The 20703-nt window shown below is 63.1% G+C and carries 17 protein-coding genes; 9 read left to right on the top strand and 8 right to left on the bottom strand.

The annotated features are described in order from the left end of the window. Positions 1-220: 220 nt before the first annotated feature. Positions 221-3298 carry a DEAD/DEAH box helicase gene (locus tag NWF22_RS09330; protein ID WP_160904566.1) on the bottom strand — a complete coding sequence of 1026 codons (3078 nt, stop codon included), beginning with the start codon at positions 3296-3298 and terminating at the stop codon, positions 221-223. A gap of 75 nt (positions 3299-3373) precedes the next feature. Here NWF22_RS09330 and NWF22_RS09325 point away from each other — a divergent pair, with 75 nt between their 5' ends. Both NWF22_RS09325 and NWF22_RS09320 read left to right on the top strand, forming a co-directional pair. Next, entirely contained in the window at positions 3374-5857 is a 2484-nt protein-coding gene (locus tag NWF22_RS09325) for an ATP-binding protein (RefSeq protein WP_233752092.1), read from the top strand. Then, on the top strand, positions 5854-6198 hold the full coding sequence (locus NWF22_RS09320) for a hypothetical protein (RefSeq protein ID WP_160904567.1): 345 nt from the start codon (positions 5854-5856) through the stop codon (positions 6196-6198). The genes NWF22_RS09325 and NWF22_RS09320 overlap by 4 nt, the downstream gene beginning before the upstream one ends. A 62-nt stretch (positions 6199-6260) precedes the next feature. Here the strand turns inward: NWF22_RS09320 and NWF22_RS09315 are convergent, their stop codons facing one another. Continuing rightward, a complete protein-coding gene (locus NWF22_RS09315; RefSeq protein WP_160904568.1) occupies positions 6261-6875 on the bottom strand; it encodes a DUF6642 family protein in 615 nt (204 codons plus the stop codon). 192 nt (positions 6876-7067) lie between these two features. Between NWF22_RS09315 and NWF22_RS09310 the strand changes: the two genes are divergently transcribed. Next, entirely contained in the window at positions 7068-8072 is a 1005-nt protein-coding gene (locus NWF22_RS09310; RefSeq protein ID WP_160904569.1) for a DUF4268 domain-containing protein, read from the top strand. 87 nt (positions 8073-8159) lie between these two features. Here the strand turns inward: NWF22_RS09310 and NWF22_RS09305 are convergent, their stop codons facing one another. Together NWF22_RS09305 and NWF22_RS09300 are read right to left on the bottom strand one after the other, a co-directional pair. Beyond that, entirely contained in the window at positions 8160-8447 is a 288-nt protein-coding gene (locus tag NWF22_RS09305; protein WP_160904570.1) for a hypothetical protein, read from the bottom strand. Between the two features lie 285 nt (positions 8448-8732). Continuing rightward, the gene (locus tag NWF22_RS09300) at positions 8733-9305 is read right to left on the bottom strand and encodes a hypothetical protein (protein ID WP_202399124.1); all 573 of its coding nucleotides are present in this window, start codon (positions 9303-9305) and stop codon (positions 8733-8735) included. An 81-nt stretch (positions 9306-9386) separates the two neighbouring features. Between NWF22_RS09300 and NWF22_RS09295 the strand changes: the two genes are divergently transcribed. Then, the gene (locus NWF22_RS09295; RefSeq protein WP_160904571.1) at positions 9387-11039 is read left to right on the top strand and encodes an NERD domain-containing protein; all 1653 of its coding nucleotides are present in this window, start codon (positions 9387-9389) and stop codon (positions 11037-11039) included. Positions 11040-11102: 63 nt separating this feature from the next. On the opposite strand, the gene NWF22_RS09290 is transcribed toward NWF22_RS09295, so the two are convergent. From NWF22_RS09290 to NWF22_RS09280, 3 genes are all read right to left on the bottom strand, one after another. After that, a complete protein-coding gene (locus NWF22_RS09290) occupies positions 11103-11522 on the bottom strand; it encodes a hypothetical protein (RefSeq protein ID WP_160904572.1) in 420 nt (139 codons plus the stop codon). Between the two features lie 460 nt (positions 11523-11982). Further along, on the bottom strand, positions 11983-14313 hold the full coding sequence (locus tag NWF22_RS09285) for a TPR repeat domain-containing protein (RefSeq protein WP_160904573.1): 2331 nt from the start codon (positions 14311-14313) through the stop codon (positions 11983-11985). A 7-nt stretch (positions 14314-14320) separates the two neighbouring features. Next, positions 14321-14662, bottom strand: a complete 342-nt coding sequence (locus tag NWF22_RS09280) for a hypothetical protein (RefSeq protein ID WP_160904574.1) — start codon at positions 14660-14662, stop codon at positions 14321-14323. Positions 14663-15212: 550 nt separating this feature from the next. Here NWF22_RS09280 and NWF22_RS09275 point away from each other — a divergent pair. The 5 genes from NWF22_RS09275 (at position 15213) to NWF22_RS09255 (ending at position 19006) form a co-directional block, all read left to right on the top strand. Then, positions 15213-15566, top strand: coding sequence for a hypothetical protein (locus NWF22_RS09275; protein WP_160904575.1), 354 nt, complete (start codon positions 15213-15215; stop codon positions 15564-15566). A 119-nt stretch (positions 15567-15685) separates the two neighbouring features. Then, a complete protein-coding gene (locus tag NWF22_RS09270; RefSeq protein ID WP_160904576.1) occupies positions 15686-16099 on the top strand; it encodes a hypothetical protein in 414 nt (137 codons plus the stop codon). A gap of 1 nt (position 16100) precedes the next feature. Continuing rightward, a complete protein-coding gene (locus NWF22_RS09265) occupies positions 16101-16493 on the top strand; it encodes a hypothetical protein (protein WP_258321369.1) in 393 nt (130 codons plus the stop codon). Between the two features lie 127 nt (positions 16494-16620). Further along, positions 16621-16869, top strand: coding sequence for a hypothetical protein (locus tag NWF22_RS09260; RefSeq protein ID WP_160904578.1), 249 nt, complete (start codon positions 16621-16623; stop codon positions 16867-16869). A gap of 673 nt (positions 16870-17542) precedes the next feature. Next, complete coding sequence (locus tag NWF22_RS09255) at positions 17543-19006, top strand: DUF1254 domain-containing protein (RefSeq protein WP_233752093.1); 1464 nt, start codon at positions 17543-17545, stop codon at positions 19004-19006. Positions 19007-19013: 7 nt separating this feature from the next. Here NWF22_RS09255 and NWF22_RS09250 read toward each other — a convergent pair whose 3' ends face one another. Then, the gene (locus tag NWF22_RS09250; protein WP_233752094.1) at positions 19014-20441 is read right to left on the bottom strand and encodes a plasmid pRiA4b ORF-3 family protein; all 1428 of its coding nucleotides are present in this window, start codon (positions 20439-20441) and stop codon (positions 19014-19016) included. Between the last annotated feature and the right edge of the window lie 262 nt (positions 20442-20703).

Genomic DNA, 20703 nt, shown 5'->3' with positions numbered 1-20703 from the left:
ATTGGGGTCGACTCGATACTCGACAATCCAGTCGCTGTCCTGCCAACTGCCGATGACTGGTCTCTTGGCCGGGATGGACCAATGCTCGCGGGCATGCTTTTCGACGCGGGCGAGATCCTCGGATGTCGCAATGGGGGAGGAGCCAGGGAATGAGAAATGCTCGAAGGACTGCCACCATCCGTACATGCCGAAATCGTAGACGGCGCCCACGACAATCAGCTCAGCTTGCCACGACTGACCCACTCTCGAACACATCAATCGGCATCGCGCGGCGCAACCGCCAGGTAATCGAGATCGGCCGCTCACCATAATGCGTGATGTAGTCGACCGGTCCCAGATACACGAACGGGGCGGCCCCGAAGTCACCGTCAGGTCGGTCGCGGACGAACAGCAGAATGTCGCAACCGTTGGTGCGCTGCCGAACATAGCGCTGACCCATGTCGGAGTCGATGGCGGTGTTGTGCGGTGATTCCCAATGGAACTCGGTGCGCGATATGGGATAGTCGCGGTACATCGTCGTGGGACTGAACTCCCGAATGTCCTTATGGAGGTTCACGAACAGCGCTCCGATGTCGCCGCTCCAGGTGACCCCGCCAGCCTGACCGCGTGCCTTACGCGTTTCGTTGGCGAAGCCGATCGCAGCGAGGACTTCCTCGCGTCGATATTGGGCGTGCGTGAGCAGAGGCAGGTCGTCCGCGGTGTCAGCCACCGCCCGGGGCACGTGGGTGATGTGCTCGGTTGCCACATCCAGCATCTGCCCGATCTCGGCGCACACGGCGGGATGCGCCCGCAAGTGGTCGAAACCCGCATCGTAGGAATCGAAACCACCGCGGTCGGACCACAGCGTGAAGAACAGCATCCTCGCCAGAGTCTGCGCACGCGGGCTCAGGTCGGCGTAGCGCGGACCGTCGGTGGACGCCAAACGACGCCAGAGGGATGCACGTTCGTGGTCGTCGACGTGGGCGAGTGCCCGTACGCGCTTCACGAGTGCTTCTTCGTCCGGGCCAGATTCAGCGACCGGCAGATGCGCGTCGCGCAGTAGGGGAGTCCACGCTCGCGTACCGCTGCCGGCGTAGATGTCGGTCAGTTCGCCACCGGTCGTGGATAGGTAGTCGCCAAGAATTGGCGCATTCACTTCACGAACCGACGCCACCAGGGCTGCGCGTCGATTTGATGGCAGTGCCTGCTTCACCGACTCGAGCACGATCTCCTGTGCCTGACGATCGAGCACCAGGCGGCTGGCGCCGGGCAGGAACGGGAATCCGTCGCCAATCTCCTCGACGAGATGGCGTCCGCGCGCACCGGTCAGCGCAGTGAACCGCGGTGCGAAGTTGAACTCGGCGCGCTGATGACCGATGAAGTCGAGGACGGTCAGGACAGCTTTGCCGGTGCTGCGGCGCAGTCCGCGCCCGAGCTGCTGCAGGAAGACGGTGGCGCTCTGCGTGGGTCGGAGCATGAGGAGGGTGTCAACGTCGGGAATGTCGAGGCCTTCGTTGAAGATGTCCACCGCGAACAGACAGTTGACCGCTCCGGTGCGTAGATCGGCGAATGCTTGTGCACGGTCGGTTCCACCGGTATCGGCCGAGATCGCGTGCGACGGGATTCCTTGGCGGGAGAATTCGCGTGCCATGTACTCGGCGTGAGCGATCGATACGCAGAATCCGAGGGCTCGCATCGATGTTGGATCAGTGACGTAGTCGCGAACACCGTTGAGGATCAGTCGCGTTCGTGCGTCGTTGCCGGTGTAGACATTCTCGAGGTCCTGCTTGTTGTAGTCGCCGCGTGACCAGGAGATCGTGCGCAGATCGGTGTTGTCGGCGATGCCGAAGTAGTGGAAGGGACACAGCAGATCCTGTTCGAGGGCATCCCACAACCGCAGCTCATAGGTAGACCGGCCGCCGAACCATCGGAGGATGTCGAGCGAATCCGTTCGCTCCGGGGTTGCGGTCAGTCCCAGGAGCTCCTTGGCGTCGAGCCGATCGAGCAGCGATGTGTACGTCGACGCGGCGGCATGGTGGAACTCGTCGACCACCACGATGTCGAACGCTGTCGGATCGATCGATGTGCCACCGGCGCCGCTGAGGGATTGGATGCTGGCGAAGACGTGCTTCCACGCCTGCGGGCGGCGCCCGTCGACGTAGAGCTCGCCGAAGCTGCCATCGCCGAGTACCTCCCGGTACTTGCGGAGCGACTGTTCAAGAATCTCCTTGCGATGCGCCACAAACAAGAGGCTGAGCTCACTGCCAGCATCTTCGCAGAGGCGTCGGTAGTCGAGAGCTGCGACGACAGTCTTGCCGGTTCCGGTCGCAGCGACGATGAGGTTTTGATGCTGGTCGTAGACTTCGCGTGCCACCGAGAGTGCTTCGAGGATGCGTTCCTGATGCGGGTACGGCTGAACGTCGAGACCCGAGACAGTGATGGTTTCGCGCCCCGATCCCGACCCGCCGGCTTCTGCGAGGGCGGTATCGAGTCGCTCGGCGTCGGTGGCGGGGTCGTACGGCTTGAAGGCCGGGTCATTCCAGTAGGTGTCGAAGGTGGCCTCGAACTTCCGGACGAGGGCGGGCGTGCTCACGTTGGAGATCCGCACGTTCCACTCGAGTCCATCCACCATCGCTGAGCGGGAGAGGTTAGAGCTTCCGACATAGCCGGTGTCGAAGCCCGAGTTGCGACGAAATAGCCACGCTTTGGCGTGCAGCCGCGTCGACGCGGTCTCATACCGGATGCGGACGTCTGCCCCGTACTTGGACACCAGCTCGTCGATGGCGCGGCGTTCGGTTGCGCCGCGGTACGTTGTGGTGATCACCCGTACTGGAATCCCGCGTTCGCGCAGCGCACGTAGCTCACGGCCGATCACTGCGATGCCGGCGAATCGGATGAACGCGCACAGGAGATCGACACGGTCGGCGCTCGCCAGCTCGCGTGCGATTTCGCCCGCCATGTTCGGTTCGTCGCGGGTGTTGGTCAGCAGTGCGACTTCCGACAGCGGGGTGGCCGGCCGGATCGGTAGAGACTGATTCTCCATGGACATAGAGGTCAGCAGCTCGCGCCGAGCGACAACGTCGCGGCCGCCATCAGCGAGCCGAGCGATGATGTCGTTGGCCGCCCCCAGACGGTCCGCCTTGTCGACCTGGCCCAAGTGACGCGCGATCACCGAGGCGATATGACGGGCGTACACATGCGCTTCGTCGTCCACCGGGACTGTGTCGAACGCTGGCGTCAAGTCCGTCTCGTGGAGCCGTTCCTGCAGACGCTGCGTGACGACTGATTCATAGATTCCGGGCGCAAGGGGATCGTGCACCTTGGGAGTAGATCATGACGCTACGACAGATCGCGATGTTGTCGAGTCCGCGTCAAATTGTCGTCGCACTATGTGATGCTGTCCCGTGAGGTCGTCGAAGGGAAGTTCTGGATGTCCGAAATGGCAAGCGGTAGTAGGTCCCTGATCGAAACGGTGTGGAACCTGTTGGACGACGACACCGATTTGAGCGACGAGGCGAAGTATGTCGTTATCGCCGCACTCGACAGCAAGCATGCACTCGCTGAGCAACTCGGCAGCGGTGCGACGACTCATCAGCGGCCGGAGACTCTCGCAGTCGAAGAGGAGCCGGCCGGCGCCTTCCTACGGGAGATCCGTGTCTCCGGCTTTCGTGGTATCGGCCCGCAAGCGACGCTGCAGATCACTCCCTACCCGGGGATCACGGTTGTCAGCGGACGCAACGGTTCGGGGAAGTCCAGCTTCGCCGAGGCGCTCGAGTACGCGCTCACCGGGCAGAGTTACCGCTGGAAGCACAAGGCGAAGCTGTGGGTCGACGCATGGCGCAACTTGCACCTAGGGCAGCCGTGCGAGGTTCGAGTCGACTTCACCACCGAGAACGGCCCTAGGACATCGATCGGCGCGCAGTGGCCGGACGATGCCGATCTCGACGGTGCAAAGCACTGGTCCCAACGGGAGGGCGAGAAACGACAGGAGGGCGTCGACGCTTTGGGTTGGTCGACTGCCGTCGAAGTCCATCGGCCCATCCTGAGCTACGACGAGATCGGCGGCTTGCTCGAACAAGAACCGTCCAAACTGTATGACGCACTCGACAAACTGCTCGCTCTTGACGAGATCCTGGACGCAGAGACCCGGCTGAACGCGGAGTACTCCGAGCGTCGCCAGCCGCGCAAACTCGCGAAGGACGCAAAGGCTGCGCTGAAGAAGGGCCTTCCGGGAGTCGACGACGCGCGAGCCGCCGAGTTGGCAAAGCTGCTGCGTCCTCACGCTCCGGACCTGGAAGCGATCACAAACCTCGTATCTGGCGGCGACTCCTCCGAGCACGCAACGGTTGCGGCGCTCAACACCATCGCGGATATGGACGTGCCAGACGGTCGGACCGCTGCCGACATTGCCACCAGCCTGCGGGACGCGATGGCGAATGCAAGAACTCTTGCCGACGACGCAATGCGGACAGCCGAGCTGCGTTCCGATCTGTTGAAACGGGCACTCGAGTTCCGGAACACTGACGGCAGCGATTCGCCAGTTTGTCCGGTTTGCGGCGAGGGAGTACTGGACAGCGAGTGGGAAGCACACGCCCGCGAGGCCATCGCCACCGACGACTCGCAACTCGCGATGTACCGCGAGGCACGCCGCGACGTACACGACCGGGAGCAAGCGGCCCGCGCTCTGCTCGGGTCCCTGCGCAACGTCGCGCCAGTCAACGGGACCGAGTTGTCCACCCTGGCCGCATACGATCAGAGGGTCGCCGCGGCTTCAGCGGTGCCCGACAACGTCGAAGACCTTCCTACGCATATCGAGACGCACATCCCGCCCCTTCACGAGGCGCTTGAAGCCCTTCGCGCGGAGGCAGCGGAGACGGTGCGAAGCCTGGAGAGCGCGTGGATGCCGATCGCGGAGGAAGCGCTCGAATGGCTGGCACTCGAACGTCGCGCCCGAGACACCGACAACACCCTGAAGGTCGTCGAGTCGGCACGGAAGTGGGTGCAAGACAACGCGCAACTTTTACGTGAGCAGCGGCTCGAGCCCATCTCACAAGGGGCGCGGGCCATCTGGTCGCAGTTACGTCAGGAGAGCGATGTCGACATCTCGACGATCGCACTAGAAGGCAAACGTACACATCGCAGAGCTGTGTTGCGGGGGCACGTGGACGGAAAGCCAGCCGGCGCGCTATCAGTGATGAGCCAAGGCGAACTTCATGCGCTTGCGCTCGCATTGTTCCTCCCGCGAGCGACAGCGTCCGCCAGTCCATTTCGGTTCATCGTCCTCGACGATCCGATCCAGGCGATGGACCCAGCAAAGATCGACGGATTCCTCAACGTCCTGCGCGAGCTTGCCATGACCCGGCAGGTCATCGTCTTCTCGCACGACGACAGGTTGGCGTCAGCAATCCGGCAGCAATCCATCGACGCGCACCTCATCGAGGTCACCCGGGAGTCCGGGTCACAGCTGGTCGTGCAGCATGCGGAGGAACCGGCCCGCCGCTACGTCGAGGACGCCCACGCGATCGTTGCCGATGACAATGTCCCCGAAGAGGTGAAGCGGCGAGCGTGCCCGGGGCTCTTCCGATTCGCGATCGAGGCAGCGGCTCGCCAGCACTACTTCACCCGGCGCAACGTCGAAGGCAAGGCGCAGCAGGAATCCGAAGAGCTGTGGGCTGAAGCCAAATCCGCGACGGCGTGCGTGGCGCTGGCACTCAAGGACGCCAGAGATGCCGACATGTCGGGCTGGAAGTCATACCGCGCCTATCGCGGTCCGGCGATGTCCATCGCCACCAAAGGAGTTCACGCCGGCGCCACGATCACGAAGGAGGACATCGGCGACCTGCGAAAGACAGTGGCCGACGTCTTGGAGGGAAAGTGAGTCCCGCCGAACTACTCGCCTACGCACAGCAGTTGATACGCGGACTGGGCGATACGACGTCGGGAAACGCGTCCCGACTGGCTGCGGTGGTGGCGCGGCAGGCGCTGGAGGCATGCGTTGATGACAGATGCGCTGCGGTCGGCGCGCCGTGCGGCAGCGCGACGATGCGATCTCGCCTGGCGATTCTGAAGGCACTCGACGACCGGGAGGCTGCCGATCGATTGGCGTCGCTGTGGCACCAGCTGAGTGCTGCCTGCCATCAGCATGCCTACGAGTTGTCGCCGACGGTGGGGGAGGTTCGTGCGTTGTGTGAGGGGGTTGCGATGGCTGTGCGCGAGTGATGGTGATTATGTGTCTGATCAGGCCAGAACTATTGTGGCCCAATGTGATCGAGATTTGGATCTCACGGTATGTATTCGGCTGCTTCAGAGACCCAAGTCTTCGTAGCTACGCGAAAGCCGAGCCGGTACGTGAAGTCGGGAAACTGTTCGGTGACCTTCTTGAACAGCGTTCGAGGCCCCCTGGCGCCGAATGGCATTTCGGTTAGGTAGCTGAAAAGGATCATCTCGAACGCAGCAGCTTCCACGAAATCGACGTCCTCGGTGTAGCCGACGATAGCGTCAATACCGGTCTTCTTGTTCTTGCAGAATCGATTCAACGAATCGTCAGAGCTTTCGAGAGTGCCGCAGGAGGACATGAAGATGACACGGTCAGTGCAACGTCCTTCTAGTTTGGCGCCAAGCGTATCCAATCCGAGCGGGTCACCGCCGATGTCGAGGAACTCGGGTTCGCCGTGAAAGCCGAGGTAGAGGAAGCGGAAGTCACGAAGCGCATTTGAATCCCAGTTGTTGAGGTGACGCCAGAGTTCGGGCAGCGTATTGACGTTGCGGTGGTGGATCTGCAGAATGCCCATGCGATCGAGCATCTCTAGGGCGGGTTCGATGGTTTGGCGATCGACAGGGTCTTCATGGTTCCAATCGCCTTCGAGGCAGAGAACGCCGGGCGGCTGGTGCTTCATTTGTCCTCCCTTGGCCCTGCTGAAGGCGCCGACCCAACGCCGTCTCCACGGTTACCTGCTCAGCGTGTCACCCGCAACCACTGTTTAGAGTTGATCGCTTTCGATACGGTGGTTTTGGAATGCGGCCTGTCGGGTGGGAGCAGGCGATGAAGGGATGCAATCAGTCGGTCGAAATCATCAAGGAAGCGTTTGATGGACGAAGTTGCAGGTGACTTTGAAGCGCTCGGACGGCTCGCCGTTGTCGCGCCGCGTGAAGTCTGGAAACACGAAGCGTTGGACTTCACGCCCTGGCTGCTGCGCAACGTCGATGTGCTCAACGACCTCCTTGGCATGGACCTCGTCTTGGACCGCGCCGAGCACCCGGTCGGTGACTTCAGCCTGGATCTCATAGGCCGCGATCAATCCAATGATTCGGTCGTCATCGTCGAGAACCAGCTCGAACAGTCCGATCACGGGCATCTCGGTCAGATTCTGACGTACGCAGCCGGAACGGAACCGACTACGATCATCTGGATCGCCAGCCACTTTCGATCTGAACATCGTGCTGCGCTGGACTGGCTTAATGAGCGGACTGACGAAGATACAAGATTTTTTGGAGTCGAGATTCAGGTCGTCCGTATTGGTGAGTCAATCCCAGCTCCCGCGTTCAAGCTTGTGGCACAACCCAATGACTGGGGAAAGCGCGTAAAGGCAGCGACAGCAGTCAACAGTGAATTAACGGAAAAGGCGCGGTTCTACTGGGACTTCTGGGACATGGCCCGCCAGCAGATCCAGTCACAGTACCCCGCATGGACCAACGCCCGGACTTCGACCCGATCCTCGTGGTTCAATACAGCCTCCGGTATCAGCGACGTCGTCTTCGTGATGCTGTTCTCTCGTGCAGGATTGTCGGTGCAATTGTATTGTCAGGCGAGCGATCCGACGGTCAATGCAGCTCGCTACGAGTTCTTACATCGACAGAAGAATGGGTTCGAAGCCGCCCTTGGAGGCCCAGCGGAGTGGGACCCTATGCCTGGACGGAAGGCCGCGAGAGTGTCATTGCTCAACCAAGCCTTTGACGACGTGTCGAGAACCGATCAGTGGGATGCGATGATCGCGTGGTTGCTCGACGCTCAGCTGCGTCTCCGGAGTGCTCTCGATGCTGTCGGCGGTAAGACGGAACTATTGGTGGCGCGCGATCAAGCCCCCGATCGCTAGAGGTGAGTTCGTGCCGATTTGCCGCGAACTAGTATCCGTGGCAGGCAGGCGATGCGCCTGTTGCCGAATGGTGAGGGGACTGTGGCCCTACGACTTCGGCCCCTGATGCGTCATTGCCGGCGCGCCCATGCATCCGGATTGGTAGTAGAAGTTCTGAATCGTCGCACTGTTGTATCCCTGGTCAGACAGGGCGCGACTGATCAGCCGGGACGCTGCACAGTACCGGCCAAGATGGGCGTTGAGTGACTTTGTTGCCTGCACGGCAGTCTTGTAGCCCGCGGCGTACTCGATGGCCTGATCGTGTGACAGACGGTTCATCGTCAAGTCGCGGTCGGCGTACTCCGCGACCTCGATGTCGCTGCTCGCGTCAGTCACCGAACCGTTGAGCTCCAACGGAAGGCCTGTGCGACACCCGGTGCTCCGATCGACACCGCGCCAGCCAGAACAATCCCGGCGATCCAACGCTTCAACACAGAGTTATTCCTGACCATCAAGCCGCACGAACGAGATGATCTTCGCATTCGGCACCGACTGTGCGACAGCGCCGACACGTCATCCGAACAGCTGAATGTTGAGCCATTCCGTTGCTCCATGAAGCTATAGCGGCCGCTGAATGCGAAGGCGGTCGATGCGCTGCCGGTGACGACCGCCCCTGCGCGATCAGTCCGTGACGCCCGCATGCATGAACAGGGCTTTGTCGATGTCGCGGATCGACCAGGGCTGTGCCGTTTTCTCCGTCATCTCGTGTGCCAGTTCATTCACACTGGTCATGTACTTGCTGTAGTTGAACTTTGGATGGACGTGACCGAAGCTGACGAGAGCAGCAGCCGCTCGTCGGTCATAGACCGCCATCCGGTCGGGTGCGCCTGCCGCAATGATCGTCGAGGCGAATGCTGCGCCGTTGCGGCACCCCGGAAGGTGCAAGAGCGCGGTGCGCGCCTGACCGGCCGCCTCACCGGTTGCCAAGGACGTATCGCGAGCGCGTGCAATTGCGTCACGGGTCAGTTGACGGACTTTGGCGTCGGGTGTCTGGTTGAGCTCAGTCGCCCAACGGGTGCTGAGGTTAAGCCGTTTCCACAGCATCAGGGCACCGATGTCGGACTTACCGAGTTCGCCGGATTGCTCGGCGCGCGCGATCACCTCGAGGAAGACTTCGTCGTACGGCGAGTCGGCGTCGTCATCAGGGTATTTGGCTCGAGCTTCGGACAGGTCCGCGATCATATGGTCGTCCATGGGGCGAACGTACGCGGCGCTACGTGGGGTTTCGTAGAGTTTGGGCGGTTTGAGGTCGGACCGAGACGATACCGTCACCCCGTGCCCCACGAAGTCCCGGATTCACCGAGGTTCGCCTCCCCGAGCGAAGAAGCCGTCTGGAACCTCCTGCGTGAGCAACTCCTCGACGACGACCTCATCATCCACGGCCAACGCGTCACCGACCACGACAAAGACCACGAGATCGACATGCTGGTCGCCATCGATGGCGCCGGCATCGTGTGTCTGGAGGTCAAGGGCGGCGAGGTGTGGCACGACGAGGACAGTTGGTGGCAGGCGCGGGCCGGTCAGCCGCCGAAGCGGATCGATCCGGTCGGCCAGGCCCGTCAAGCCTGCTACGCGCTGCGCGAGTACGTCGAGCTCGATCCCCGGTGGACGCAGGGACGTCTCCGGTGGGATCACATGGTGGTGCTGCCGCATTCGGAACTGCCCGCCGACTTCTCGCTGCCGGACTGCCCGCGCTGGAAGATCATCGACCGCACCCAACTCGGCCAGCTGATGCCGCTGGTGCGCAGCGTGCTGCTGCAGAAGGGCGGCGAGCTGCCCGTCGTCGACGCCACCGGCATGCAACAGCTACGCAACGCGCTGAGCGGGCGTGGACTGCCCCAGCGCGACGTGGTCGCACGCGCGCTCGAGAACGAGGACCAGGCCGAGGCCCTGACGTCGCATCAGGCGGTCATCCTCGGGGCCATCGAGAAGCTGAACCGCGTGGAGATTCGTGGTGGCGCCGGCAGCGGTAAGACGTTCCTGGCGCTCGAACAGGCACGGCGATTGTCTCGGGCGGGCCAGCGCGTGGCGTTGGTCTGTTACTCGCACGGGCTGGCCTCCTACCTCGAACGCATCACCTCGGCGTGGAAGCGGCGCGATCAGCCGGCCTATGTCGGCGAGTTCCACGAGCTCGGCATCCGCTGGGGTGCCGCCGAGGGACCCGACGAACAAGAGCGCAACAAGCGGACCGCGGACTTCTGGGAACGAGTGCTGCCGAACCAGATGCTCGATCTCGCGGAGAAGTTGGAGCCGGGCCACCGCTTCGACGCGATCGTCGTCGACGAAGCGCAGGACTTCGCCGACGAATGGTGGAAACCGATGCTGGCCTGTCTGCGTGACCCCGATAGTGGCAGCATCGACGTGTTCAGCGACGAGTCGCAACGCGTCTTCGACCGGCAGGGATCGCCGCCCGTGCCGTTGGTGCCGCTCGTCCTCGATCACAATCTGCGTAACACGCGGCAGATCGCCACGGCGTTCAGTCCGCTTGTCGGGCAACGGATGCAGTTGCGTGGCGGCGACGGTCCGGAGGTGCGGTTCATCGCGTGCACTTCGGAGGAGGCCATGGACGTCGCCGACGATCAGATCGACCCGTTGCTCGAGGAAGGCTGGCGGCCGGAGGACATCGCGCTGCTCACCACCGGCAGCCGTCACCCCGAGCAGGTGGAGCGGCAGGATGCCGGCAACAAGTCGTACTGGAACACCTTCTGGGACGACGAGCAGGTGTTCTACGGGCACGTGCTCGGCTTCAAGGGACTCGAGCGGCGCGTCGTCGTGCTGGCGCTCAACGAGTCGAAGCCGAAGGATCGGTCGAAAGAGCGACTGTACGTGGGGCTTTCGCGGGCGCGTGATCAGCTTGTGGTGTGTGGTGATCCGGAATTCGTGCGGGAGGTCGGGGGAGCGGATGTGGCGCGGCGGTTGGGGATCTGAAGTCGACTCATGGATCGAACACGAGCGGTTACTCCAAGCAGTGTCGATCCTCTGCAATCGTTCCTATGCATCCTCGCCGGAGTTCTCGATCCACTCCGGATAATCGGGGGGTAACTGCGGGAGCGTCGCGGCGTCGTACGCGTTGGTACCTGGAGGCGATATCAGGTCGGTTTGGTAGCCGCCGTAGTCACTATCTGGCTCGCTAGGGTCGTCGACGACTGCCCATGATGGGAAGACCTGCGTCCACCACGCTTCGCACCCTGTCGGATTGTCTGGCCGCGGCGGATCGCCCTCGCCCCAGGGGCTCAGGTTGGTAAAGGAGTTAACTCGCCAACCCTCGAATACATTCCACGTCGGGACTTTTGTGCCGCCGGGGTCATGTTTGGTGGTCTGTGTGTCAGTCTGGCCCTTCAGCGCGTCGTCCTCACCCGGAATTCGTCGGAGTTCGATGAGGTCGGCGGATGTGTCGAGGGCGACTCGCATCGATGTTGTGTCTAGATCCGCGGACGGCGAGCGGCTGTCGGCTGTCGGCTGTCGGACTGTGCACACGGTGGCCCGGACTGCATCCTCGTCGGATTCGAGATCGAGGATATGGGCTCGGTAGAGCTCGGGTACCGCGCCCCGCCCTTGAAACTCGGGCTGAGGCCAGGCGTATGTTCGCGGAATCTGTCCTCGTGATTCGCTGACAGCATCTTCGTAGCCGGGGAACGACCGTATGGTACCGACATCTTGTGTGAGTATCGCAGCGCCGTAGGTCGCTCTCACAAGCTCTGCCGAGCGGCTTGTAAGCAGGTCCGCGTTGTCTGCCGACCAGACTATTGAGTAGGGAGGTTCTGGTGGAGGCGGTTCTGTCGCTTCGTCTTCTGATTCGCCCGAGGCGCATGCGGACAGCGCGCTAGCGGCCACCAGCAATAGTGCGCCCACCTCACGCGCTCGGCGTAGGCTATTCACGCTTCCTCGTCTCGTCATAGGCAAAGCGCAGGTCACCCACGCTGCTGTTCTTGCTCGTATCCAGTTGCCTCACAATCGCCTCCAGGCCCGAGTCCAGCTTGTTCACGTCGTAGTTGCTCTTGATCCAGTCGAAGCTCTTGAGGCTTCCTTGATCGTCGAACCAGCCGCCATATTCGGACACGAAGCCGTCGTCCATCTGGCTTCTTAAGTCGTCTACTTGGCTAGCGATTGTGAAATGCAAACGCGTGTAATCAGTCTGTACCGGATTGATGTTCTCAGGTGTAGGCGCGGGTCCGATCAACGCCTCCTTCAAAGACTGCGCGGCGCTACTGGTCAACGGCTCCACCGCACCCGAGCCTGGCATCGAGTTGGTGCCGAGTTTGAGGATCTCGGATCCAACATCGTAGGCGGAACCGCGCATCTTCCAGTCTCGCAGTTCGCGCTCGTAGGCATCGTCGGCTACCTCTTGACTTGAGATGTCGGTCGCCTGATCGATCAGTCCTTGGAGTACTCCGGCCCGTCGCAGATATGAGCCGGAGTCACCCGCATTCGGGTCGTCGGCGTACTCAGCAGCTGCTTCGCGGACTTCGGCGCTAGCCCGGCCGAGTAGTGTTTTGCCCGCTTCATCGTCAGTGGCGATGGCCGAGAACACTCGTTCAGATCCCTCGAATCGGCCGGGGCCTTCCTCCCCTGGGTCGGCCCATCCGTCCGTGTCGAATCCGAGCGTCGCGGGGTCGTCGGACCCGCCCATCTCTTGGACATACGGGGACAGTGAGTGCGCAAGCGCCCGCGTGAGCTCCGGATTGGCTTCACCAATGGACACTCCGTTCGATCCTTGGAACGGCATGTCCATCAGTTCGGCGTAGCCGTCCTTTGAAGCCATGAACTTGGCGACTTCTTCCATGGTCTCGCCGGTGAGGTTGGCTCGGAACGTGTCATATCCATCGGCACTGTTCGCCACTGTTGCATCCGCGCCAGCGGGGCTGAACATCGCGCCCGCAGCTGCCCCGTCGTCTTTCCACTGCACGGTCATCAGATCGTGGATGAAGTCTTGGCCGTGTTCGCCGGTGAATGCCTCGTGTACCGCGACCTTGTCGCGGCCCACACCGGCCAGAATGTCCTCCACCCCGGCTCTGTCCGCCGCCGAGACCGCCGGCATGGCTCCGAGACCCGAGTCTGAGCCAAAGAAACTGTCACCCGCGGTCGCCCTCGGCGATTCCTGTTCGTCCCAGGCGATTGCGTCGGAGTATTTGCGCGCGACTTCGGTGAGCGAGCGGTCGAGCTCGCCGCCGGCCTGATATCGCGAATCGCCTGCCTGTACAAGTCGTCCGAGCGCGCTGTTCTCCTTGACGCCGCGCAGGTCGACCCCATTGGTCGTTCGGGTCACCAGGTCCGGCCGGGACACCGAATCCTTGATCGTCTGAGGGAGCATCGCGAATCCGCCGTTGCCTGCCGAGCTGTGGACGTTCGCATTCGAGATGACCTGCAGGCCGTTGGCCAAACCGGCGCGCAGCGACTCCTCGCCTTGGCCACTTCCGAAGCTGTCGAACGCGGAGATGCCGCTCATCTCACCGTTACCGACGTCGACAGCTCCAGTCGCCAGCTGCAGATACTTCATCTGCTCGGGCGACAGATCGATGCTCTCGCCTCGGTTCAGCTTCGCCAACTGTTCCGGCGTCAGCTGCGTCGCGCGTTGGAAACGTGCCCGTTGTTCACCTGTCGCCGTGCCGCTCAGGATCGCCCGCGCATCACCGGCTGCCTTGGACGGGTCGATCGTCGAACTGTTCTGGGCGATCGACTCAGGAGTGAGCGCACTGATCGAATCGAGGACGTTGGCTACAGCGGTCGACGCCTGCTGCACGGTGGTATCTGCGTACTCGGCGGCCTCCAGCAACCTGCTGCTCCACGAGTCGGCGAGCCCCTGGTCGAACTCGGCGCCGTCCGGCGCGTTCGCCTTCACGAAATCGACGGTGTAACCGGGGTCGCCGGTGCGCAGCATGTAGCCCTGGTCGGCCGCGTCTCCCTTCAGTCCCTTGAGGGCGTCCATGGCCCCGCGAATCTGTGGTGGCCAGTCCTCCAATGATGTGGCCAGATCCCCGAATTTGGCGCCGACATTCTTCAGCCACCGCGACTCGTTCTCGGCGCGGCCGTCCGCCGCGGTCCGAGAGAATCCCTTCCACTGGTTGGTCGTCAGGTTCAAGACTGGGTTGCCGATGAGCGGGGCTTCGGCGTCGATGCCCTCTTGGAGGCTGCGCACGGCGGCGGCGATTGACGACATGGTCTCTGGCCGCCACGCCGCAACCTGGTCATACGTGGGTGTCATCGCGGGCTCAGTTTTCGTTGTACGGGTCGTAGGCGCGTTCGCTGGGCAGGGCAACAGCCCGACGGATCATCGTCGAGTTGTTCTCGTCCATCTCTTCGGCCGTGCCCTTGAAGCCCATGATGAGCTCCGACCACCCCTGGACGTGATCGCCGGCATTGGCAAGGGCAGTCTGGACGGCCTGGTCACCCTGTGCCGCGGCGGCCCGCATCGGGTCCGTTGCGCCCTCGAAAGCCGCGCTCAACTCGCCGAAGCTGGCGCCCAGCGTCAATCCACTGATGCGCTGGCCTGAACTGGCGATCGACTGTGCTGCGCCGGCCACCGCCGACGGATCGACAACGAAATCCGACATCCCGACTTGTACCCCCTCATGGTGTTCTTACCAGCTCACTGGAATGGGCGCACAACCAGGCCGGATGCAACGTGCGTGGGCAGCCGGCGAAGGCAGGGCGCGGTCCTTGGACGCATGAGAGGCGCGTTTGGTTCCATCGGCGTCGGTTCTATGTACTCATTCAGCGTCGCCTTCTCGATGGTCGGCACGTGGATGACGGTGAACGCGAGGAAGACAGCATCATCGGTCTGCTCGATGGCTTGCTTGACCGGCTTCGGTTGCAGCGCGATGTGATCGTATGGCGCGGTATTCGGAGCGCCCGGTCGATATTTGGTCGAGAATCCACTGACTTGTCGCCGTGCTCGGGCGAACCGTGCCGCGCGGCAGATTCATCGCAACGAGCTCACGGGGGTCGGTGGCGTCGCGTTCACTGATCCCGGCATAGATCCGGTGGTACTGCGCTGCGGGTACGGGCAGGAACCGGCGCGCCGATCACGCCGACCAACCATCCTCACCGCGTAGTTCCGCCCGGACAGTCTGCGGCTGCGAGTTGCGGAGAACAGGCATACCGGTGACGGCCTACGAACTCTACGGAAGCGCACCGACGGCGATCGATCCAACCGCAGATATTCCAGACCGCGGGGGCGTCGTCTGGCAGTATTACCAGCTCTTGCAAGGATCGGACACAATGCAAGGATTCGATCTCGCCGACCCAGACCTACAGCCCTACACGACCACAGAAAAGCTCGATGGTAAGGATGTGGGCCTCCGTTTGATGACTTACGACGAGATCCTTGCATCAGGCGAGGATCCCTACATCGCGAAGGATGACTTCGGTCAGGCTATGGAGCACTACATGGCGAAGAAGGGTTACGACCTGGGTGAGCTGAACCGTGGCTGGCAAGCTGGACGTGACGGCAGATGAGGGCACCAGTTCGGGCTGTGTGCATGGCGGCTGCGATCGTTGCCTTGGCGTCGTGTAGTTCGGAACCTTCCGTGCCCCCCACCTCGTCACCCGCGTGGCAGGATGAGCCATTGCCGCCGATGATTTCGCCCAACGCCATGTGCGAGATTCTGAGCACCGAGGATTTGACGACCGTGATCGGCGATAACCCACCGATAGAGACCTGGCCGCAGCAGTGGGGGAACCTGCCCGCATGCCGGTGGAAGGGTGCCGGGAGCATCGAGATGCGTCCGCTCGACGATCTCACATCGTCTGCTCCGGAATCGATAGTGCGCACCTACGAGACACCTACAGGTTCGGGGCGGGTCTATTGGACCGCGGAGGCTTCCAGCGGCGTCGACCTCGACTGTTCGGCATTGGTGACTTCGTCACTTCTTCCGCAAGGGTACGAGATGGATCTGCGTATCAGTGGTGGGGCCATGCCTCAATTATGTGAGGCTGCAACACCTCTCGTGGAGAAGGTCCTCGAGAACATCATGCTGGAGCGTCCCTAGGATGCCCCGCTTTGAGGACCTTCCCGCCGAGTTGCGCAGTACCCTCCGCGCGCGGATACCTGCCCATACGCTGGCGGCGCGGGAGGCCGCATTCAACGGTTCCCAATCGAAGGCCACCTCGCAGCGGTCTATCGAAGACCCTCCTGGCCAACCGATGTCGGTACCTGGCGACGGCAGTCACTCGTGGGCCGACGCCAGGCGACTGTTGGCCGGCGACGCAGACCGCCAGCAGGAGTTCCGTCGCCGCGTGGACGAGCAGATCAATGCCCGGCTCGACGATCACCATGGTTTGATGCCGACGGCAACCCGCGACGAGCTGATTGAGAACACTCGCTACTGGATGCAATACCAACTACAGCAGTGGCAGAGGGCGTTGGACGATCACAGGTCGTGAGTCCGGCGGGACGCGAACCTCGCGAGACAGCGCGAGCCCGCCGTGGACCCGCACCAATGTACATTGACATCATAGCCGCCGGTGGCGATGGCATTCTCGAGATCCATGTGAATGTGAGGTGAGCGCGATGGCCACGACCCCGAACGAGCGCGTCCTGGATGACTGTGCGCACACCAGGGTGGGCGATGTTCCACCGGTGCCGCAATCGGTCGGAGCTCTGTTCGCAGACCTGCGGCTGACACGAGCCGACGATGTCGATCGGCGGCGTGAGCTGCTCGACTGGTTGATTCAGCACGAGCCGTCCAAGCGCCTGATTCGAAGTCTGGAGCGCCGAGGGTATGCCGACCTCGTAGCAGCGGCTGCTGCGAAGCGCTGAAGTGTCGCAAGGGAATACAGCGCTGGTACCACAATCAGATGTCGTCGTTCTGCGTTCTTTGCCTTCGGTGGTCTGCGCATCACCGGCTGATGGCCCGCCGCGCAATGTCGATGGCCGTGGGACTCACCTTGACGTCCATCGCCCACACGATCAAAACCGCGATGATCAAAGTGATGGCTGGCGCTCGTATACAAGCCGAGACCTTCCTCGGGCAAGTGCCGCATAGGCGATGCCGGTGACGAAACGGTCCCAAGGACAATCGGCACCCAGAAGAAAAGGCCGACCCCATTGACCGAGTACAGCGGATCACATGCCGCCCCGACCCGCTGCTGCAGGGCTCCGACCGCCAGAGCTGCGCCGCCGGTCGCCTTCTCCTCGGCAAGCTCGCTCACAGTTCCGCGATTGCCGTCTTCAACGATTCGATGACACGGACGAATCACCTTGCCTTCGCGCCGAGTTCCATCGGCATACGTCCGGTGTTCACCGTGCCCGGTGCGACGCCTGTGACCCCCGAGTGGCCCCACCAGAACTCCACGCTTCGGCAGATGATCGACGCTAGGGTCATCATGTTCACATCGAAGGACCTCGCCTGCGGGCAGTTGCCGCGCCGGGTCGTTCGCATTCGAGTGAGGTGAGCCACCTCGGCGGCTCGACGGGTAGCAAGGAGCATGAGTTGGCAGGCGAGTCTGAATCCATGGCGGGCTACAACACGCCGATCCCCACCAGCGTCATGACGCCGGACACGGTGTCGACGCGTATCGGCGAACTCCAGTTCGCCGACGGGGTACCGACTCCGGAGACGACGCAGACATTGTTCGACCACCTCGACTTCCTTCGCGGCGTCGAAGCGTTCCTCAACTGCATCCCCGCCGCCTCGCTGGAGGGGCTGCGCCGCGGGATGCTGCAACTCGGCATGGATGCGTGCCACAAGGGCGGCATCACCGACCGGCTCCTCGATTCGAATCCACTGCTCCTGACCGGCAACTGCGACACGGTCTACGCATTCGCGATGCTCGATCTGGAGCGTGACGGCGCGACCGTTGTCGAAGTTCCGCCCGGATGCGGCCCGGGCACCGTGGACGACGCCTGGTTTCGGTTCGTGGTGGACATGGGGATGCCCGGACCCGATCGCGGCGCCGGCGGCACCTATCTGATCGTCCCACCGGGTTACGACGGCGAGCGGCCGGATGGCTGGTTCGTCGCCGAATCCCCCAGCGCCGTCAACTTTCTGATCCTGCGCGGATTCCTGGTCGACGGTAAGGCCGATGCCGCGGTCACGATGTTCACCGAGGGCGTCAAGGTGTATCCGTTCTCGGAGCGGAATGATCCGCCCGCGATGGAGTGGTTGTCCGCGTCCGGTAACGAGATAAACACGGTGCACGCCAACGATTTCACGTTCTACGAGGAAGTTGCGCACGTCATCGCCAAGGAGCCGATCGGCGTCATCGACGCCGAGACCCGCGGCCTGCTTGCGTCGATCGGCATCACGAAAGGGGCGCCGTTCGCCCCCGACAAGCGCATGCGCAAAATCCTCACCGACGCGGTCGCCGTCGGCAATGCAACGGCGCGCGCCTTGGGATTCCGGCCTCGCGAAGACGGCTTCCGGATCTACCCGGATCGTCGCTGGCTCAACCCGTTCCCGGGCGGCGACTACCAGTTCCTCCGCGACCAAGGAGCGGGCGGCCGATTCCTGGACGGACGCACCACATTCTTCTACCTTGCCACCGTCAACACCCCGGCGATGGCACTGAAGATGGTGGGGAAGGGGTCGCAATACGCATACGCGACCCTCGACGCGGACGGCGAACCGCTCGACGGCGCCAAGACCTACCGGATGCGTCTGCCGGCGGACGCTCCGGCGGCCGACTTCTGGTCGGTGACTGTCTATGACCCGCAGACCAGATCCGAATTGCAGACCGGTCAGCCGTTGCCGGGCCGCAGTAGCCGGGATGCGTTGGTCTACAACGACGACGGCTCGGTCGACATCGTCTTCGGCCCCGACGAACCGGCCCGGCTTGCGACGAACTGGCTCCAGACCGTTGCGGGCAAAGGCTGGTTCACCCTGCTTCGGCTCTACGGGCCGTTGGAGGCCTGGTTCGACGGCACCTGGAAGCCCGGCGACATCGAGGTGGACTGATCAGAACTCACCGGCTGAGCGCCCGCCGCGCAATGTCGATGGCCGTGGGACTCACCTTCACGTTCTTGATCCCCCGCACCGGCGCCGACACGTTCTGCATCAACTCGTAGGCTCCGCTGTCGAGCCGATACAGCGCGCTGTGCCGGAGCGGCGCGCGATTGGGCTGCCGCCAGTCGAGGTCGGTGAGCAGTTCGGCGATCGTCTCGAGGGGCAGTTCGTCGTCCGGATCAGCGGTGGCGGCGAAGAACACCAGGAGCAGCGTGGCCTCGGTGGTGAACCGATCCATGCCGTCTGGTAGCAGCGCGGCAGCCAGGTAGTCGGCCAGTGCGTCAGGATCGTCGGCGATGCTCTGGGCCATCCGGGTCGCCAGTAGACATCCCTTGTGCTTGCGCAGCAGCTTGATTCGCTGCAGCGACTCGCGGAACTCCAGCAGCGGCGCACATTGCACCTCGCGGTTCTTGGTGCCGATCCAAAAATGCATGCTCGGCAGCACCTCGCTGGCCGCCACCACATCCGCTGGTTTCAGATAGCCGGCCGAGGTGAGGTCGAAGCCGTGATCGCGGGCCCGCTGCAGGAACCACAGGTAGGGGCGTAGATCGGCGTCGAGTTGGGCGGTCGTCACGGGAGTCGGCGGCGTCACCAGTCGTGCGGCCCGGGCGACGAGGTCGGCGGAGTGGCGGCCGGGTTCGAGGCGATACAGCAGCTCGATCAGTCGTGCGTCGACGCCGGCGTCGAGCAGCTGTGCGATCGGATTGCTGAATTCGGCGTTCACCTCGTCGATGTCGAAGTGTGTCGGATCGTCGAGCACGGTGCTCAACGATTCCGCATCGGTGAGGCCGCCGCAGTCCTCGGGCGGCGCGGCACGGCGCCCACCGACACACCAAGCCGGTGGAGTGGTGTCCGAGGCGTCGTGCACGCTCTCGACACGCAGGGTCAGCTCCCAACTGTCGCCGTAGTCGTACACGTAGCGCAGCACATCGCCCGGCTCGTGCAGCGTCTCGTCGAGACGGACGTCGGCGACCGGCGTGCCCGGGTCCTCACCTTCTTCGACGTCATAGGGGCACAGGAACAGCTCGCTCCGTGGGTGAAAGGGGCTGCCGCCGAGCGCGAATCGGTACAGGTGGTAGTCCAGCCAGCCGAACGCAGCCTGCAGGGCGCGATGGACATCCAGGAGCGAGATGTCGGAGCGCAGGTCGAGGCGCCGCCAGATCGGTGGCCGCGCGCCGTCGAGGTCGACGCGTACGCGGAAGACGACGGTCTGCTCGAGTTTCTCCTTGCGCAAGCGCGGAGCCGGCGGAAGTGACTGATCTGCCGCGCCGGTGCGAGTGAGCTTGCCGAGGAGGTCGGGTAGGTCGCCGGGAGCCATGTCGGCGATCATCGACTCGAGATAGCGGCGTAGTTCGTCGGCGTTGGCTGGTCCGGTGGGGTCGGGCATGGGTATCAGGGTAGGTGGTGGGTCGAGGTGGCCGCCGAACGCAGAGGATGAGCGAATCAAGTACCGCGCGAGCTCGTTCGACTCGGTCATCTCCCGCCGGACGGATAGCTCGAAGCACCCGGTGCGGGCGAGGTCAGAGGAGATCAGTACGGGATTCGCGTCGGTGATCCAGCGGTGTAACGCCGGGGCCTCGGCTTCCGCGATGCCAGTTTGACCAGCGCCGAGGTGTCGACGTACCAGGCCACTCTCAGTACCGTTCGGC

Source organism: Gordonia mangrovi, assembly GCF_024734075.1.
In the GTDB taxonomy this organism is placed as follows: Bacteria; Actinomycetota; Actinomycetes; order Mycobacteriales; family Mycobacteriaceae; genus Gordonia; species Gordonia mangrovi.
This window is presented reverse-complemented; position numbering and strand designations above follow the sequence as displayed.

What these genes read in the sequence shown, in the direction of transcription:
- NWF22_RS09285 (WP_160904573.1), bottom strand. Translation starts at nt 14,313, where the DNA reads ATGACACCCACGTATGACCAGGTTGCGGCGTGGCGGCCAGAGACCATG.
- NWF22_RS09270 (WP_160904576.1), top strand. Translation starts at nt 15,686, where the DNA reads ATGATTTCGCCCAACGCCATGTGCGAGATTCTGAGCACCGAGGATTTG.
- NWF22_RS09250 (WP_233752094.1), bottom strand. Translation starts at nt 20,441, where the DNA reads ATGCCCGACCCCACCGGACCAGCCAACGCCGACGAACTACGCCGCTAT.
- NWF22_RS09260 (WP_160904578.1), top strand. Translation starts at nt 16,621, where the DNA reads ATGGCCACGACCCCGAACGAGCGCGTCCTGGATGACTGTGCGCACACC.
- NWF22_RS09265 (WP_258321369.1), top strand. Translation starts at nt 16,101, where the DNA reads ATGCCCCGCTTTGAGGACCTTCCCGCCGAGTTGCGCAGTACCCTCCGC.
- NWF22_RS09290 (WP_160904572.1), bottom strand. Translation starts at nt 11,522, where the DNA reads ATGCGAGTCGCCCTCGACACATCCGCCGACCTCATCGAACTCCGACGA.
- NWF22_RS09325 (WP_233752092.1), top strand. Translation starts at nt 3,374, where the DNA reads ATGCTGTCCCGTGAGGTCGTCGAAGGGAAGTTCTGGATGTCCGAAATG.
- NWF22_RS09315 (WP_160904568.1), bottom strand. Translation starts at nt 6,875, where the DNA reads ATGAAGCACCAGCCGCCCGGCGTTCTCTGCCTCGAAGGCGATTGGAAC.
- NWF22_RS09300 (WP_202399124.1), bottom strand. Translation starts at nt 9,305, where the DNA reads ATGGACGACCATATGATCGCGGACCTGTCCGAAGCTCGAGCCAAATAC.
- NWF22_RS09280 (WP_160904574.1), bottom strand. Translation starts at nt 14,662, where the DNA reads ATGTCGGATTTCGTTGTCGATCCGTCGGCGGTGGCCGGCGCAGCACAG.
- NWF22_RS09310 (WP_160904569.1), top strand. Translation starts at nt 7,068, where the DNA reads ATGGACGAAGTTGCAGGTGACTTTGAAGCGCTCGGACGGCTCGCCGTT.